This is a genomic window from Sphingomonas jaspsi DSM 18422 (assembly GCF_000585415.1).
Classification (GTDB): domain Bacteria; phylum Pseudomonadota; class Alphaproteobacteria; order Sphingomonadales; family Sphingomonadaceae; genus Sphingomicrobium; species Sphingomicrobium jaspsi.
Genome location: NZ_KK073876.1, coordinates 1,932,024 through 1,947,003, shown reverse-complemented (window position 1 = coordinate 1,947,003; position 14,980 = coordinate 1,932,024). Strand labels below are relative to the sequence as shown.

Below are 14,980 nucleotides of genomic sequence, written 5' to 3'. Positions count from 1 at the left end.
CGCTAGCAGGCGGTTCACTTCGGCTTTACCGCTACATTTCTACCGACGTGATTCGACACTCCTGACGAGGTGCCATGATGAATGCGGACACGTTGGCGGAAATCCTGCCCTACATCGGTGTCGGCTTCATCGCGCAGGCGATCGACGGCGCGCTCGGCATGGCCTTTGGCGTTATCACCAACACCCTGCTGGTCGGCGTGTTGGGCGTCGCGCCAGCGCAGGCATCGGCGCGGGTGCATATCGTCGAAACCTTCACGACGGCGATTTCGGGGATCAGCCATGCCCTGCACCGCAACGTCGACCTGAAGCTGTTCCTGCGCCTGCTCATACCCGGCGTGATCGGGGGCGCGGCGGGTGCGTACCTCCTGTCCAACATCGACGGGTCGGTCGTGAAGCCGTTCGTGCTAGGCTATCTGACGCTCGTAGGCCTTTGGCTGTTGTACCGCGGCCTCTTCTACCCGCCCAAGATGAAGCCCGCCAAGGTGGTCGAACCGCTCGGGCTCGCCGGTGGCTTTCTCGATGCGGTGGGCGGTGGCGGCTGGGGGCCGGTGGTGACGTCCAACCTGCTCGTCCAGGGTGCGGAGCCGCGCAAGGTCATCGGGACCGTGAACAGCGTGGAATTCTTCCTGACGCTGACCATTTCGATCACCTTCATCAGCCAGCTGGGCATCGCTGATTTTGCGCTGGCGACGATTGGCCTGCTGATCGGCGGGGTGATCGCCGCGCCGTTCGGTGCGATCATGGCCAAGCGCCTCCAACCCAAGACGATCCTGACCGCGGTCGGCGTGGTCCTGACGCTGACCAGCGTCTATTCGCTGTGCAAGGCGCTTGGCTGGGTCTAGTCGGTCACGCGACCGGGACGGGTCGCTTCTGGTCGGTCGCGCCGGGGACGGGCTCGGCCGGGTCGCTGCCGATCTCGACGATGCGGTTGGCGCCATCGACATGCACCACGCGGGGGACACGGGTCTTCAGCTCTTCCTCGTCGTACATCGCATAATTCATGATGATGACGAGGTCGCCTTCATGGACGAGATGGGCGGCGGCGCCGTTTATGCCGATAATGCCGCTGCCGCGCGGGGCGGGGATGCAGTAGGTCTCCAGCCGCGCGCCGTTGGTGATGTCGACCACCGCGACCAGTTCGCCTTCCAGCAGGTCGGCGGCGTCCATCAGGTCCTGGTCGATCGAGATCGATCCGACATAATGAAGATCGGCCTGGGTCACCGTCGCGCGGTGGATCTTGCCCTTCATCATCGTCCGCAACACGATCGTCACTCCTTCACTGGCGCCAAGGCGGCGCGGCTCTAGCAGATTTGGATGATGACGCCAGAGTTCAAGCGCCGGGATAGATGGCCTCGACGAAATAGAGGCCTTCGGGCGGCGCGTTGAGGCCGAGCCGCTGGCGGTCCTTCGCTTCGAGCGCGTCGCGAACGTCGTCCGGCGACCAGCGGCCCCGCCCGACCAAGCCGAGGCAGCCGACCATCGAGCGCACCTGGTGATGCAGGAAGCTGCGGGCGGCGGCGCGAATATGGATTTCCTCGCCGACGCGCTCAACCGTCAGGCTGTCGAGCGTCTTCAGCGGGCTCGCCGACTGGCAATGGACTGAGCGGAAGGTGGTGAAGTCATGACGTCCGACGAGGTGCTGAGCGCCCTCGGCCATTGCCTCGGCGTCGAGCGCGACCGGCACATGCCAGACCTTGCCCATGTCGAGTGCGGGCGGTGCGCGGCGGTTGAGGATGCGGTAGAGATAGCGGCGGCCGATGCAGCTGAACCGGGCATGCCAGTCATCCGCGACCGGCGCGACCGCAAGCACGCTCACTGGGTGAGGGCGAACCAGCGCGTTGATCCCTTCGCGCAGGCGATGTTCGGTGAGATTCTTGGCGATATCGCAGTGCGCCGTCATGGCAAGGCCGTGAACGCCGGCGTCGGTGCGGCCCGCGGCATGGACGGCCGCCTCTTCGCCCGTCATGCGCTGCAACGCTTCTTCCAGCGCGCCCTGGACCGAGGGTCCATGGTCCTGCCGCTGCCAGCCCATGAACGGGCCGCCGTCAAACTCCACGGTCAGGCGCCAGCGAGTCATGCGAGCATGGTGCCCTTGGCGATAGGGAAGCCGCGGAGCAGCTCGGAGGCCGGCATGGCGCCCTTGCCCGCGCGCTGGACGGCGATGGCCCGGAGCGCACCGCTTCCGCAAGCGACGGTAAGCGCATCGTCGATCGTTTCGCCCGGTGCGCCGCTTCCGTTCACGGCTTCAGCCTCCAGCAGCTTGATCCGCTCACCTGCCACCTCGAACCAGGCCCCGGGGAAGGGGGCCAGGCCTTGGACATGTCGCTGCAGGTCCATTGCGGGACGCGACCAGTCGATCCTTGCTTCTTCCTTGCTGATCTTGGCGGCATAGGTGACGCCTTCATCCGGCTGGGGAACGCGCGGATAGATGGCGACGCGGCTGATGACCGTTACCATCATTCGCGCGCCCAAATGGGCAAGTTCTTCCGTAAGTTGCGCAGCGTTCTTGCGGCCGATTTCCACCGCGTTGCAGAGGATCATCGGGCCGGTATCGAGCCCAGCTTCCATCTGCATGATGGTCACTCCGGTGGTGTCATCGCCCGCCATGATCGCGCGCTGGACCGGCGCGGCGCCCCGCCAGCGCGGCAAGATGGAACCATGGACGTTGAGGCAGCCGTAGCGCGGCGCATCGAGGATCGGCTGCGGCAGGATCAGGCCATAGGCTGCAACCACCGCCACGTCGGCGTCCAGGTCGATGAACATCTGCTGTTCGGCATCGCTCCTCAGCGACTTGGGAGAGCGAACCTCAATGCCCAACGTCCGCGCCCGAATCTCGACCGCCGTCGGCTGCAGGCCCTTGCCGCGGCCCTTGGGGCGCGGGGGCTGGGTGTATGCGGCCACGACCTCATGACCCGCCTCGACCAGCGCGTCGAGCGTCGGCACGGCGAAGTCGGGCGATCCCATGAACACGATCCGCATGATGTGCGCCTTAGGGCAAGCTTGCGCCGACCGCCAATCCCCTTATGTCGGGCCCATGGCATCGCACCAGATCGAAGCGCTGACCCAGGCGCTGAGCCGGCTTCCCGGCCTCGGGCCGCGTTCGGCGCGGCGTGCGGTGCTTCACCTGATGAAGAAGCGGGAAAGCTCGCTCGAGCCGCTGCTGGCGGCATTGCAGGCGGTGGCGGACACGCTGTCGACCTGTTCGATCTGCGGCAATGTCGACACGACCGACCCCTGCACCATCTGCAAGGACCCGCGTCGGGAAGAGCGGATGCTGTGCGTGGTGGAAGAAGTCGCCGACCTGTGGGCGCTCGACCGATCGCGCCTGTTTCCCGGGAAATATCATGTGCTTGGCGGGCGTCTTTCAGCGCTGGAGGGAATTAGGCCCGAAGATCTCAGCATCGACAAGCTGGTCGCCCGCGTCGCGGCCGGCGGAATCGACGAGGTCGTGCTGGCGATGAACGCCACGCTCGAAGGCCAAACTACCGCCCATTACCTGGCTGAACGGCTGGAGAAATATCCGGTGCGCCTCACCCAGCTCGCGCACGGCCTGCCGGTGGGTGGTGAGCTCGACTATCTCGACGAAGGCACATTGGCGCAGGCCCTGCGCGCGAGGCGTCCCGTCGCTTGAACCCCACCCGCTGAACGACTAGATGGCCCCCATGGCCATCATGAAGATTTACGAGACGCCGGATCCCGTCCTGCGCCAGATTTCGACCCCTGTGGAAAAGGTCGACGACGAACTGCGCGCGCTGATCGCGGACATGTTCGACACGATGTACGATGCGCCGGGCATCGGCCTCGCCGCGGTTCAGGTCGGCGTGCCCAAGCGCCTGCTGGTGATGGACCTCCACGAACCGGAAAATCCCGACGATCCCGAAAGCCCGGTGAAAAAGGAGCCGCGGGTCTTCATCAACCCCGAAATCCTTGAGAGCTCGGACAGCAAGCTGCCCTACACCGAGGGCTGCCTGTCGGTTCCCGACCAATATGCCGAGGTAATGCGCCCCGACCATATCCGCGTCCGCTGGCTCGACGAGAACGGCAAGAGCCACGAGGAAGACATGGACGGCCTCCTCGCGGTCTGCCTGCAACATGAGATGGACCATCTCGAAGGCGTGCTGTTCATCGACCATCTGTCGAAGCTGAAGCGCGACATGGTGCTCAAGAAACTTGCCAAGACCCGCAGGGAGCGCGGGCTTTACGCGGCCTGACGGGATCAGGCCGCAATGTAGCCCGCTCTACGCGGCCTAGCCTTAACTCGTCGGATTGATGCTTTCGGCCGCGCGGCGGCAATCGGCGGCGCATTCGCGGCAGATCTGCGCACACAGCTTGCAATGGCCATGGTCGTGCTTTTCGCATTCGGCCGCGCACTGGTCGCAGGCGCGGGCACACAGTTCGAGCATTTCGACCAGCAGGTGCTCGTTATAACCGGTACGCCGCGAGCCGAGCCGGGCGGTCGCCTCGCACACATCGGCGCAATCGATGCAGAAGCGATAGCAGACGCTCATGTCCATCTTTTCGGCGACGCAGGCGTCGGCGCAGGCCAGCGCCATCTTCGCGCAATACATGGCATGGTGAACGGCATCGCCCAGCGCCTGGTTCACATGGCCATCCTTCACGACGTCGGGGTGAAGGGCGATCATCTTGCGAATGGACATGGTTGGCTCTCTCCTGTTGTGACGTCAGCGAAGCACTTGCCGCCAAGTTCCGCAAGCGCCGATTTGCCGCTTGAGCAGCCGGATAAAGCCGCGTAGGTTCGCTTTTCGTTCCGCGTATGGGAGGCAAGGTTGGACGCGTCGTTAATCATCGTCGGGCTGGTGGCGCTGGGCCTTGGAGCCGCGATCGGCTGGCTCTTGGGTGCGCGTGGGGGCGAACAGGGCAAGGCGATGGCGGAGTCGCTGCGTATGCAACTCGACGCGGTGGTGAAGGAACGCGACGAGGCCCGCTCGACGGGCGACGTTGCGGCGCGCGAGCTGGCGACGCTCCAGGCCGATGCGCGCAACTTCGAAGCGCGGATGAAGGATCTGGCGGAATCGAAGGACGCCTTGATCGCGCAGATGCGCGAGGTCGGTGACCAGCTGCTTCAGAAGGCGCAGAAGGACTTTCTCGACAAGGCGAACGAGAAGTTCACGGCAGCGGACAAGCAGAGCGAGACCAAACTGAAAGAGCTATTGGCTCCGGTCGAAACGACGTTGAAGCGATATGAAGAGGGCCTGCAGCGGGTCGAGAAGGAACGCGTCGACCATTATGCGGGGCTTCGCGCAGTAGTCGAACAGGTACGCGAAGGGCAGGGGCGGGTGCGCGACGAGACCCGCAATCTGGTCAATGCGCTACGCTCTTCGCCCAAGGCGCGCGGGCGCTGGGGCGAGCAGAGCCTTCGCAATGTGCTCGAACAGGCTGGACTGGTGGAATATTCGGATTTCCAGACCGAGGTGAGCGTAACGACCGACGACGGGCGGCTGCGGCCGGACGTCATCGTCAACCTGCCGGGCGGGCGTAAGCTGGTGATCGATGCCAAATGCTCATTGAACGCCTTCCTCGACGCATCGGAAGAGGTTGATGACGAACGGCGCGCCGGCCACCTTCGCGCCCATGTCGCGTCGATGCGCAACCATGCCCAGCAATTGGGGTCCAAATCCTACTGGTCGCAATTCGACGACGCGGCCGATTATGTGGTCATGTTCATCCCGGGCGAGCATTTCCTGACCGCCGCGCTGGAGCAGGATCATCTGCTTTGGGAGTGGGCATTCGAACGCAAGGTGCTGCTGGCGACCCCGACCAACCTCGTCGCCATCGCACGTACGGTCGCCAGTGTATGGCGGCAAGAAAAGCTCAACGAAGCCGCAGACGAAATTGCCAGCCTTGGCAAGGAATTACACTCGCGCCTTGCGACGATGGCGCAGCATATGGAGAAGGTCGGCAAGAACCTCGCCACCGCCAATTCGGCTTACAACCAGATGGTCGGCAGCTTCGAAAGCCAGGTTCTGACCCAGGCCAAACGCTTCGAGGGCTTAGGCGCAGGCAGCGCGAAGGACATGCCGTCGCCGCCGATGGTCGAAACCGCCCCGCGCCCGCTCACCAAGCTGGCCGCGCCAAAACCCAGCGCCAACGAGGATGACGCCGCCGCTTAGCTGCGGACGAGGTCGATCGATCCGTTGGCATTGCTCAGCGTGAGCCGAGGGCCGTTCGCGCTAATGGTCATCGGTAGCGCCATGACCCGCGATCCGGCGTCCTCGAAGCTCATGTCCGGGCAGGCCATGCGCGTCGCCATTACCGCGCCCGCGGTCAGCATATTGCCGTTCTGGCTGTAGCCGGCACCCAGCGTGTTGCATCCGAACTTGGCGCCGATGCGGTCGGGCTGGAAGTTCAGGTAAAAGTCGCGCTGCGGCGTTTGGCGGCCGTTGATCGCGACCACCCGCCAGTTGGTCTGGCTAAGCTGCGGCACCGGGCCGCTCGGCAGGGGCGCGATCGGGTCGCCGCGCTCGTTGACCGACGTGTAAAAGCCCGTCGGCGCGCCGCAGCCGTTGTACTGGCGCCCGTCGACCCATACCTGCACCCGGTCGGGGAAACGGCGATCGCTCATCCCGTCGCTGCATTCGGCGTGGACGATGTTCACGCGGATACGCTGGGTGTTATACATTTCGCCCGCAAAGCCGGTCTGGACCGGCGGGGTCGGCTGCCGGACTTCGACATTGTTGCCGCGATCGGTGAAGACCAAGTCGCGGCCGATGTTGAGGTCCCAGAAGGGCTCGGTCCCGACGGCGCGATAGTCGCCGGCCGGCTGGTACGGACCGGTGGGGGCGGGCTGGTACGGACCCTGCGGCGGATAATCCTGAGGTCCCTGCGGATATTCGTAGCGGCCGGGATAGCCCACACAGGCGGTAAGGGCGACGGCGAGCGGGGCGAGCGCGAGGATCGTTTTCATGCCGCAAAAAACGGCTCAAAAAGTCAGTTGTTCCGCCAACTCGCGCGGATCTGGTAGGCCATGACGGCGCAGGCGACGGCGGCATTTAGGCTGTCGGCGCGGCCTAGCATCGGCATTTTCACCAGCAGGTCGCATTCCGCCTCATATTCGGCCGGCAGCCCCTGACTTTCATTGCCGACCAGCAGGAAGCAGGGCTGTTCGTACCGTGCATCGAGATAATCGGACGTCGTGTTGAGGCTGGTCCCCACCAACTGACCCGGACCCTCGCGCAGCCAAGCGACGAATTCGTCCCAGCGCACGGTCGCGACCTTCTGGGTGAAGATCGCGCCCATCGATGCGCGCACCGCTTCGACCGAAAAGGGGTCGGCGTGGTCGTCGATCAGGATCAGCCCGCCCGCCGCGGTCGCATCGCCGGTGCGCAGGATGGTGCCGATATTGCCCGGATCGCGCAACGACTGCGCGACCAGCCACAGCGGCGACGACGACCGGTCGATGGCCGACAGCGCGGTGTCGGGCTGGCGATAGACGCCGAGGATCGCCTGCGGATTATCCTTGCCGCTCATCTTCGACAAAATGTCGGGGGTCGTCTCGATGATGTCGGCGCCCCTGGCTTCAGCCTCGGCGATGATCTCTTGCGCCAGCGGATGCGGGCCGCCGGGCTGCGTGGCATAGGCGATGACGATCGGCAGCACCCCGCAATCGCGTGCCTCGGCGATGATCCGCAGCCCTTCGGCCAGGAACATGCCTTCGGCCTTGCGCACCTTCTTGTCGCGAAGGCCGCGGATGCGTTTGACGGTATCGTTGGAAAAGCTGGTGATCTGGCGGGGCATTGACGCTCCTTCGTCGCGATTGCCCTGCTCGGCAAGCCCCCGGCTTGTCTGCGCCGGTCAATCTTCCCCGAATTTGTCCTCGACCATGGCGGCGAGCTGCTCGAGCGCTTCGGCGCAGCCCTCGCCGTCGCAATGGATGGTGATGGTGTCGCCCATCGCTGCGCCCAGCATCATCAGGCCCATAATCGACGTGCCGGTGACGCGGTTGCCGTCCTTTTCGACCTCGACCTTGGCCGGCATCGCGGCGACCGCGTTGACGAACTTGGCGCTCGCACGGGCGTGAAGCCCGCGACGGTTGGTAATCAGGATGGTCTTCGAACAGCCGCTCAAGCAGCGGCCTCGCCGAGGATTTCGGAGGCGACGGAGATATATTTGCGGCCCGCTTCCCGCGCGGCGGCGACGGCGGCGCGAACGGTCATCGCCTTGCGCGCGCCTTCGAGGCGGATCAGCATCGGCAGGTTGACGCCGGCAATGACCTCAACATTTTCGCTCTTCATCAGGCTGATCGCCAGGTTCGACGGGGTGCCGCCGAACAGGTCGGTGAGGATGATGACGCCCTTGCCCTGATCGACGCGGCCGATCGCCTCCGCAATGTCTTTGCGGCGCATTTCCATATCGTCGTCAGCGTCGATGCAAATGCCCTCGATCGCCTCTTGGGGACCGACGACATGCTCCATTGCGGTGATGAACTCGGCCGCGAGTCGGCCATGAGTCACCAATACCAATCCGATCATTCACACACCCGCTTCATCTCCGCCCGCACGCCCCAGTCCAGCGGGTAGCTCTTCAACTGTATCACTCGGCGGCGACGCAAGGTCACGGTGACGGATAATCGGGGAAAAACCCGCTCCGTGCAACCTCTTCGCCATTTCGACCGCTGCCGCCACCGACCGGTGGCGACCCCCGGTGCAGCCGAATGCAACCGTCAGATAGCTTTTGCCGGCGGCCCAATAGCGGGGAATCAAATCGGATAGAAGGGTCTCGATCTGTTCCATCGTCGGCGTCCAGCCGGGGTCGGCCTGGACATAGCGCTGCACCGGCGCATCGAGGCCTGTCTGCGGGCGCAGATCGTCCACCCAGTGGGGATTGGCGATGAAGCGCATGTCGAACACCAGGTCAGCGGTGCGAGATACGCCGCGGGCAAAGCCGAAACTACTGATCGTCACCACCGGCTGGTCGACCTCACCGCCATATCGGCGGCTGAGTTCGTCGCGCAGGTCGGCGGGCTTAAGGTCGGTCGTATCGAGCACCGTGTCTGCGATCTGGCGTAGCTGCGCGGTCGCGCCGCGTTCGCGGGCGATGCCGTCTTCGGCAGGGCGATCGGGGGCGAGCGGGTGACGGCGCCGGGTCTCGTCATAGCGGCGCATCAATTCGGCGCCCGAACAGTCCAGGTAAAGGATTTCCGGGGTCACGCCCTCGACCGACTTCAGCAGGTCGGGCAGGGCGGCGGGATCGAATCCACGACTGCGAACGTCCATCCCGACCGCGACCGGCATCTTCTGCCGCGCTTCACGTTCACCATGCACGAAATCGTTGAGCAGCGCGGTCGGCAAATTGTCGACGCAGTCCCAGCCCATGTCCTCCAGGGCATCGAGCACCGTCGACTTGCCGGCCCCGGACATGCCGGTGACCAGCAACAGGCGAGGTAGAGACGGCCGCGCGCGAGGCATCAGAGTGCAAGGCCTCTGCGATCGAGTGCGAGCTCGACTTTCGCGGCCGCAGACGCGGTCTGGGCATCGATGGCGACCACCGGGACGCTGACCCCCCGGATCGTGCGTTGGGCGCCTTGTTCGGGCAGGCGATCGATATCGCGGGACAATTCCACCACCAGCGCGACGACCGCTTCGGACAGATGGTCGACGTCGACGATGCCGATGCCGCGAACTTCCAATCGACCCTCGATCGTCGGGGGTGCGCTCGCCACCAGTCGCGCGCCGTCCTTGCGAAGCAGCGTGCGGTCGTCGCTGACCAGCTGGAAACCCCGATCGAACAGGCGGAGCGCAAGGTCCGATTTCCCGCTTCCCGAGGGTCCGCTGATCAGCACCGCGCGCCCATTCTTGGCGACCGTGGTGGCGTGGACGTTCTCGCTGCTCAGGCGATCGCTGCTCATTTGCGGTCCGCCGCCTTCAGCGTGATGGTGAAGCGGGCGCCGGACGGCGCGTCGTCGCGGTCGGCGACGTCGATCTGGCCGTCATGCCCCTCGACAATCGCGCGGGCGATCGCGAGGCCCAGGCCGGAGTGGCGTCCGAAGCTGCTGGCATCTGGACGGACCGAGTGGAAACGGTTGAAGATGGCTTCGCGAAGCTCCTTGGGAACGCCGGGCCCCTCGTCGTCGATGCGAATGCGGATTTCGTCGCCGACATGGGTCGCCACCACTTCGACCAGCCCGTCGGGCGGCGAAAAGCTGACGGCATTGTCGATGATATTGTCGATCGCACGGGCCAGTCGCCCCGGTTCCCCCATGACGATCGCGCTGCCCTTGCGCGGGCGGGCAAAGGCGATGCGAACATTGCCGGTTTCACGGCGGGTTTCCCACGCATTGACCAGCTGGCCGATCAGGTCGCCAAGATCGACCGGCACGAAACTGGCGCGGGCCAGTTCGGCATCGGTACGCGCCGCTTCGCCGATGTCGCCGATCAGCCGGTCGAGCCGCAGCACGTCCTGCCGGACGACGTCGATCAGCTGCGCCTTCAGCTCCGGCTGGTCGACGCGTTCCAGGCTGTCGACGGCGCTGCGAAGCGAAGCGAGCGGGTTCTTCAGCTCGTGCGTCACGTCGGCTGCGAAGGCCTCGATATTGTCGATGCGGTTGCGCAACGAATGGGTCATGTCGCTGACCGACCGCGCGAGCAGGCCGATCTCGTCCTGACGCGAGGGGAGCCGCGGCACGCGGACCTCGCGGGCGCGGCCGAGCCGGACCCGGTGGGCCGCTTCTGCGATGCGCCGCAGCGGCCGGGCAATCGTGCGGGCAAGGAACAGCGACAGCAGGGCGGACAGCCCCGCGATCATCAGCAGTGCAAGTCCAAGGTTGCGCCGCTGCTTGCGCACATTCGCTGTGAAGCTGCGGTCATTGTCGGTCACGAACAGGGTCGACCCGTCGCCGATCGGCGCCGCAGCGGAAAAGACGGGGGTCAGTTCGGGGGCGACCCGAACCTGGCTGGTCAGCCCGTCCGTCCGGGCCGCGACCACCTCAGGCCAGGCCTGTGCCCGGTCGACCTGTGGTTCGACGAACATGTCCGGGGTTTTTTCGCCCACCAGCGCATCGAATGCCCGGTCCAGTGCACGGGCCGCGTCCTTTTGCCACCGCTGGGTCTCGGGATCGCGCAGCTGGTAGGTGGGTCCGGTCGCGGACCAACTGTCGCTGAGCAGCCGTCCGTCTGCGCCGTAAATCCTAATGCGACTGCCGTTACGCTTGGAAAAGGCCGCAATCAGTGCGCCACGGTCGGCGGACTTCAGCCGCCCGGCGGCGGTCGACGCCATATCGGCAATGGCCTCGACCCTGTGCACCCGTTCCTTTTCCAGGCGGTTACGGTATCGATCGAGATAGGCGATCGACAGCGCGACGAGCGCGATCGTCATGACGTTCACCGCAAGAATGCGGTGGGTCAGCGTCCAGCGCCCCGACCAGGTCAGGGCAAGGTCCGCTTCGTCACTCCTCACCGAATTTGTATCCGACGCCATAAAGGGTTTCGATTGCATCGAATTCAGGGTCTGCTCCGCGGAATTTGCGCCGGATGCGCTTGATGTGGCTGTCGATGGTCCGGTCGTCGACATAGACGTCGTCCTGATAGGCGACATCCAGCAGCTGGTTGCGGGATTTGACGACACCCGGGCGCTGGGCCAGCGCCTCAAGGATCAGGAATTCGGTGACCGTCAGGGTCACGTCCTTTCCGTCCCAGATCACCTTGTGACGTGCCGGATCCATGACCAGTCGACCGCGTTCGATCAGCCGGCTTTGCTCGTTGTCGTCGCCGGCTGCAGACGGGCCGTTGCCGCTGGCCAGCTCCTGACGGCGCAGCAGGGCGCGGATGCGGGCGATCAGCAATCGCTGGGAAAAGGGCTTGGAAATATAGTCGTCGGCACCCATCGCGAGCCCGAGCGCTTCATCGAGCTCATCGTCCTTCGACGTCAGGAAGATCACCGGCATGGCGCTGGTCTCGCGGACCCTGCGCAGCAGCTCCATCCCGTCCATCTGCGGCATCTTGATGTCGAACACGCCAAGGTCGGGCGGGTTGTCGCCAAACGCCTTCAGCGCGGTCAGGCCGTCGGTGTAGACGCGCGTCAGGAAACCCTCGGCCTGAAGGGCGATCGACACGGATGTCAGGATGTTGCGGTCGTCGTCGACGAGCGCGATCACATGGCTCATGCCCGCTCCCTCATGCATGCCTGCGATACCCATGCGTGGCGAGAGAAACAAGGGTGCGACGAGCCGCTTTGACGGTTGCCATGCCCCCCTGTATAGGCCCTTCGCATACGTATGCGGCGATGGGTCGAAACAAGGCCTAGGTCGTTCAAAATTCGGGAGAATCAATGTGAGCGAGCGTATTCCCGCGCATCAGTTGGGCGCACAGGGAATTGAAACCGGTGCCAAGATCCACTGGAACCTCACCACGGCTCCGCTGGTCGAGGATGCGGTGCGCCGCGGCGAAGGGCAGCTGACCAAGGACGGCGCGCTGCTGGTCGACACCGGCAAGTTCACGGGTCGCAGCGTCAAGGACAAGTTCGTCGTCCGCGATGCGACTACCGAAAGCACGATCAACTGGGGCCCGATCAACCAGGAAATGAGCCCGGAACATTGGGCAACCCTGAAGGCCGACTTCCTTGCTGAACTGAAGGGCCAGGACGAACTCTACGTCGCCGACCTCTACGGCGGCAGCCAGCCGGAATATCGCGTCAACGTCCGCGTCATCAACCAGATGGCGTGGCACAACCTGTTCGTGCGCACGCTGCTGGTCCGTCCGGACGAGAGCGAACTGGCGGGCTATGTCCCCGAATACACCATCATCAACCTGCCCAGCTTCAAGGCCGATCCGACCCGTCACGGCTGTCGCAGCGACACGGTGATCGCGGTCAACTTCACCGAAAAGATGATCCTGATCGGCAACACCGAATATTCGGGCGAGATGAAGAAGGGCGTGTTTGGCCTCTTGAACTTCCTGCTGCCCGCGCAGGGCGTCATGCCGATGCACTGCAGCGCCAACATCGGCAAGGACGGCAAGAGCGCGATCTTCTTCGGCCTGTCGGGCACCGGCAAGACGACGCTGTCGGCCGACGCCAGCCGCACCCTCATCGGCGACGACGAGCATGGCTGGTCGGACACGGCGGTCTTCAACTTCGAAGGCGGCTGCTACGCCAAGATGATCAACCTCAGCGCCGAGGGCGAGCCAGAGATCTACGCGACCACCAAGATGTTCGGCACGATCCTCGAGAATGTCGCGATGGATCCGGTGACGCGCGACCTCGACTTCACCGACGCCAGCAAGACCGAGAACACCCGCGGCGCCTATCCGATCGAGTTCATCCCGAACACGAGCGATGACAACCTCGGCCCGCCGCCGTCGACGATCATCTTCCTGACCGCCGACGCGTTCGGCGTGCTGCCGCCCATCTCGCGCCTCACGCCCGACCAGGCGATGTACCACTTCCTCTCGGGTTACACCGCCAAGGTTGCGGGCACCGAAATCGGCGTGACTGAACCGACGGCGACCTTCTCGACCTGCTTCGGCGCCGCCTTCATGCCGCGCCCGCCGAGCGTCTATGGCAATCTGCTCAAGAAGCGGATCGCCGACGGCGGCGCGCAGTGCTGGCTGGTCAACACCGGCTGGACCGGCGGCAAGTACGGCGTCGGCAAGCGCATGCCGATCAAGGAAACCCGCGCGCTGCTGAATGCCGCGCTCGACGGCAGCCTGAACGATGTCGCATTCCGCAAGGACCCGAACTTCGGCTTCGAAGTGCCGGTCGCGGTGCCGGGCGTCGACAACAGCATCCTCGACCCGCGCGAAACCTGGGCGGACAAGGCCGAATATGACGCCACGGCGGCCAAGCTGGTCGACCTGTTCGTCGAAAATTTCGCCGAGTTCGCACCGCATGTGGACGAGGGGGTGCGACAAGCCGGTCCCCAAGTGGCCGCTAACGCCTGAATTGCCCGGTCATTGACGGATCGGGCGCTTCCCACAAGAAAGCCCGATCCAACATGACCGACTATCCCGTACGCCATTTCGAAACCGACGAAGCTGTCGCCCGCGTGGGCGAGGGGCTGCTCCATGCCGACCTGCCCAAGACGGAATGGACGCATGAGGCGCACCTAGCCGCCACTACCTATCTGTTGCTGAAGCATCCTGAGGTCGACCTCGACACCGAACTGCCCGGCCTCATCCGCCGCTACAATGAAAGCGTCGGCGGGGTAAACGACGATACCCAGGGCTACCACGACACCATCACCAAGGCCTATCTCGCCGGTATCCGCCTGTTCCTGCGCGAAGCCGACCGCACCGAACCGCTGCACGAGCTGGTCAACGAGCTGCTGCACTCCCCAATGGGCAAGCGCGACTGGCCGTTGAGGTTCTGGAGTCGCGAGCGGTTGTTCAGCGTGGAAGCGCGGCGGGGTTGGGTGGAACCGGACGTGGCTGCGCTGCCGTAAGTTCACTATTTGCGCCCGTAATGCGTCTTTTTGGGCGGTTTGCGTGAACTTAAGAAAATGGCGTTCGGGTGGCCGTGGCGCAGTGCGCGAACGCGAATCCTACAGGGTCAAAGAGCCGAGCCGGGAGGGTGGCATGGAGGGGGTGCTGTAGGACAGCGAAAAGCTAAACGTCCGCTATGGGTGGAAAGCGGACGTTAGCTATTGGACTAAGCTTCCTGACCATTTGGACGTCGGCTTATCCAATTCGGCCTCAAAGTTGCGGCGTATTTCGCTCAATGCCGTTCCGCTGTCCCGCAAGCCGAGCGATGACAGGCCATCCGCGATATGGCGCGCGGCCTCGGCCAATATTGTTCCCCAGGCTTGCTCTTCAGGAATACCCTCGGCTTCATAAACGCCGACCGTCAATGAGCAATGCAGTCCTTTGTCCGCCACCCACGCTCGGAGTAGCTCCCAGCTTTCGTCGTCAGTTTGCGCGGCGGGCGGGATCGTTAGTTCCTTCATGGATCGCTTTCCGTCAGTTCAACCGCCGTTCTGATGGCCAATCCTAATGACCGCAACGGGTCGAAAGCAGACATTCGCGCCAGCGCC

At 64.4% G+C, this 14,980-nt stretch carries 19 protein-coding genes; 6 read left to right on the top strand and 13 right to left on the bottom strand.

Annotated features, from left to right (window positions below; all coding sequences use genetic code 11):
- Positions 1-74: 74 nt before the first annotated feature.
- A complete protein-coding gene (locus G570_RS09940) occupies positions 75-842 on the top strand; it encodes a sulfite exporter TauE/SafE family protein (protein WP_037501854.1) in 768 nt (255 codons plus the stop codon).
- A gap of 4 nt (positions 843-846) precedes the next feature.
- On the opposite strand, the gene panD is transcribed toward G570_RS09940, so the two are convergent.
- The 3 genes from panD to fmt all read right to left on the bottom strand — a co-directional run bounded on the left by panD (position 847) and on the right by fmt (position 2,979).
- Complete coding sequence (gene panD, locus G570_RS09935; protein ID WP_037504069.1) at positions 847-1,263, bottom strand: aspartate 1-decarboxylase; 417 nt, start codon at positions 1,261-1,263, stop codon at positions 847-849.
- A gap of 67 nt (positions 1,264-1,330) precedes the next feature.
- A complete protein-coding gene (gene truA / locus G570_RS09930) occupies positions 1,331-2,077 on the bottom strand; it encodes a tRNA pseudouridine(38-40) synthase TruA (protein WP_037501852.1) in 747 nt (248 codons plus the stop codon).
- A complete protein-coding gene (gene fmt, locus G570_RS09925; RefSeq protein WP_037501849.1) occupies positions 2,074-2,979 on the bottom strand; it encodes a methionyl-tRNA formyltransferase in 906 nt (301 codons plus the stop codon). The genes truA and fmt overlap by 4 nt, the downstream gene beginning before the upstream one ends.
- 55 nt (positions 2,980-3,034) lie before the next feature.
- On the opposite strand from fmt, the gene recR reads away from it, so the two are divergent.
- Positions 3,035-3,631, top strand: a complete 597-nt coding sequence (recR, locus tag G570_RS09920; RefSeq protein WP_037501846.1) for a recombination mediator RecR — start codon at positions 3,035-3,037, stop codon at positions 3,629-3,631.
- Between the two features lie 31 nt (positions 3,632-3,662).
- Positions 3,663-4,211: a peptide deformylase gene (gene def, locus G570_RS09915; protein ID WP_037501843.1), complete on the top strand. Its 549-nt coding sequence runs from the start codon at positions 3,663-3,665 to the stop codon at positions 4,209-4,211.
- Positions 4,212-4,253: 42 nt separating this feature from the next.
- Here def and G570_RS09910 read toward each other — a convergent pair whose 3' ends face one another.
- The gene (locus G570_RS09910) at positions 4,254-4,658 is read right to left on the bottom strand and encodes a four-helix bundle copper-binding protein (RefSeq protein WP_037501841.1); all 405 of its coding nucleotides are present in this window, start codon (positions 4,656-4,658) and stop codon (positions 4,254-4,256) included.
- A 129-nt stretch (positions 4,659-4,787) separates the two neighbouring features.
- Between G570_RS09910 and G570_RS09905 the strand changes: the two genes are divergently transcribed.
- Positions 4,788-6,131: a DNA recombination protein RmuC gene (locus tag G570_RS09905; protein WP_037501839.1), complete on the top strand. Its 1,344-nt coding sequence runs from the start codon at positions 4,788-4,790 to the stop codon at positions 6,129-6,131.
- Here G570_RS09905 and G570_RS09900 read toward each other — a convergent pair.
- The 8 genes from G570_RS09900 to G570_RS09865 are packed head-to-tail and all read right to left on the bottom strand — an operon-like array spanning position 6,128 to position 12,118.
- Entirely contained in the window at positions 6,128-6,925 is a 798-nt protein-coding gene (locus G570_RS09900) for an META domain-containing protein (RefSeq protein ID WP_037501836.1), read from the bottom strand. The two genes, G570_RS09905 and G570_RS09900, sit on opposite strands and share 4 nt — an antisense overlap.
- 23 nt (positions 6,926-6,948) lie before the next feature.
- Positions 6,949-7,755, bottom strand: coding sequence for a TrmH family RNA methyltransferase (locus tag G570_RS09895; protein ID WP_037501833.1), 807 nt, complete (start codon positions 7,753-7,755; stop codon positions 6,949-6,951).
- A 57-nt stretch (positions 7,756-7,812) separates the two neighbouring features.
- Positions 7,813-8,085 (bottom strand): HPr family phosphocarrier protein, encoded by a 273-nt coding sequence (locus G570_RS09890; RefSeq protein WP_037501830.1) that lies wholly within the window; start codon positions 8,083-8,085, stop codon positions 7,813-7,815.
- Complete coding sequence (locus G570_RS09885; protein WP_037501828.1) at positions 8,082-8,489, bottom strand: PTS sugar transporter subunit IIA; 408 nt, start codon at positions 8,487-8,489, stop codon at positions 8,082-8,084. Before G570_RS09885 ends, G570_RS09890 begins: the two co-directional genes overlap by 4 nt.
- On the bottom strand, positions 8,490-9,425 hold the full coding sequence (rapZ, locus tag G570_RS09880) for an RNase adapter RapZ (RefSeq protein ID WP_037501825.1): 936 nt from the start codon (positions 9,423-9,425) through the stop codon (positions 8,490-8,492). It lies immediately after the preceding gene.
- Complete coding sequence (locus tag G570_RS09875; protein ID WP_037501822.1) at positions 9,425-9,865, bottom strand: HPr kinase/phosphorylase; 441 nt, start codon at positions 9,863-9,865, stop codon at positions 9,425-9,427. Before G570_RS09875 ends, rapZ begins: the two co-directional genes overlap by 1 nt.
- Complete coding sequence (locus G570_RS09870; protein WP_037501819.1) at positions 9,862-11,433, bottom strand: sensor histidine kinase; 1,572 nt, start codon at positions 11,431-11,433, stop codon at positions 9,862-9,864. The genes G570_RS09875 and G570_RS09870 overlap by 4 nt, the downstream gene beginning before the upstream one ends.
- Positions 11,402-12,118: a response regulator transcription factor gene (locus G570_RS09865; RefSeq protein WP_037504068.1), complete on the bottom strand. Its 717-nt coding sequence runs from the start codon at positions 12,116-12,118 to the stop codon at positions 11,402-11,404. Before G570_RS09865 ends, G570_RS09870 begins: the two co-directional genes overlap by 32 nt.
- 166 nt (positions 12,119-12,284) lie before the next feature.
- Between G570_RS09865 and G570_RS09860 the strand changes: the two genes are divergently transcribed.
- Together G570_RS09860 and G570_RS09855 are read left to right on the top strand one after the other, a co-directional pair.
- A complete protein-coding gene (locus G570_RS09860) occupies positions 12,285-13,892 on the top strand; it encodes a phosphoenolpyruvate carboxykinase (RefSeq protein ID WP_037501816.1) in 1,608 nt (535 codons plus the stop codon).
- 53 nt (positions 13,893-13,945) lie between these two features.
- Positions 13,946-14,392 (top strand): hypothetical protein, encoded by a 447-nt coding sequence (locus G570_RS09855; RefSeq protein WP_037501814.1) that lies wholly within the window; start codon positions 13,946-13,948, stop codon positions 14,390-14,392.
- A gap of 198 nt (positions 14,393-14,590) precedes the next feature.
- On the opposite strand, the gene G570_RS13460 is transcribed toward G570_RS09855, so the two are convergent.
- Positions 14,591-14,893 (bottom strand): DUF5076 domain-containing protein, encoded by a 303-nt coding sequence (locus G570_RS13460; RefSeq protein WP_084607659.1) that lies wholly within the window; start codon positions 14,891-14,893, stop codon positions 14,591-14,593.
- Between the last annotated feature and the right edge of the window lie 87 nt (positions 14,894-14,980).

Bases quoted from the DNA above. Each gene is read 5' to 3' on its own strand.
- G570_RS09940 (WP_037501854.1), top strand. From the start codon at position 75: ATGATGAATGCGGACACGTTGGCGGAAATCCTGCCCTACATCGGTGTC.
- truA (WP_037501852.1), bottom strand. From the start codon at position 2,077: ATGACTCGCTGGCGCCTGACCGTGGAGTTTGACGGCGGCCCGTTCATG.
- fmt (WP_037501849.1), bottom strand. From the start codon at position 2,979: ATGCGGATCGTGTTCATGGGATCGCCCGACTTCGCCGTGCCGACGCTC.
- recR (WP_037501846.1), top strand. From the start codon at position 3,035: ATGGCATCGCACCAGATCGAAGCGCTGACCCAGGCGCTGAGCCGGCTT.
- def (WP_037501843.1), top strand. From the start codon at position 3,663: ATGGCCATCATGAAGATTTACGAGACGCCGGATCCCGTCCTGCGCCAG.
- G570_RS09910 (WP_037501841.1), bottom strand. From the start codon at position 4,658: ATGTCCATTCGCAAGATGATCGCCCTTCACCCCGACGTCGTGAAGGAT.
- G570_RS09900 (WP_037501836.1), bottom strand. From the start codon at position 6,925: ATGAAAACGATCCTCGCGCTCGCCCCGCTCGCCGTCGCCCTTACCGCC.
- G570_RS09895 (WP_037501833.1), bottom strand. From the start codon at position 7,755: ATGCCCCGCCAGATCACCAGCTTTTCCAACGATACCGTCAAACGCATC.
- G570_RS09885 (WP_037501828.1), bottom strand. From the start codon at position 8,489: ATGATCGGATTGGTATTGGTGACTCATGGCCGACTCGCGGCCGAGTTC.
- rapZ (WP_037501825.1), bottom strand. From the start codon at position 9,425: ATGCCTCGCGCGCGGCCGTCTCTACCTCGCCTGTTGCTGGTCACCGGC.
- G570_RS09875 (WP_037501822.1), bottom strand. From the start codon at position 9,865: ATGAGCAGCGATCGCCTGAGCAGCGAGAACGTCCACGCCACCACGGTC.
- G570_RS09870 (WP_037501819.1), bottom strand. From the start codon at position 11,433: ATGGCGTCGGATACAAATTCGGTGAGGAGTGACGAAGCGGACCTTGCC.
- G570_RS09865 (WP_037504068.1), bottom strand. From the start codon at position 12,118: ATGAGCCATGTGATCGCGCTCGTCGACGACGACCGCAACATCCTGACA.
- G570_RS09855 (WP_037501814.1), top strand. From the start codon at position 13,946: ATGACCGACTATCCCGTACGCCATTTCGAAACCGACGAAGCTGTCGCC.
- G570_RS13460 (WP_084607659.1), bottom strand. From the start codon at position 14,893: ATGAAGGAACTAACGATCCCGCCCGCCGCGCAAACTGACGACGAAAGC.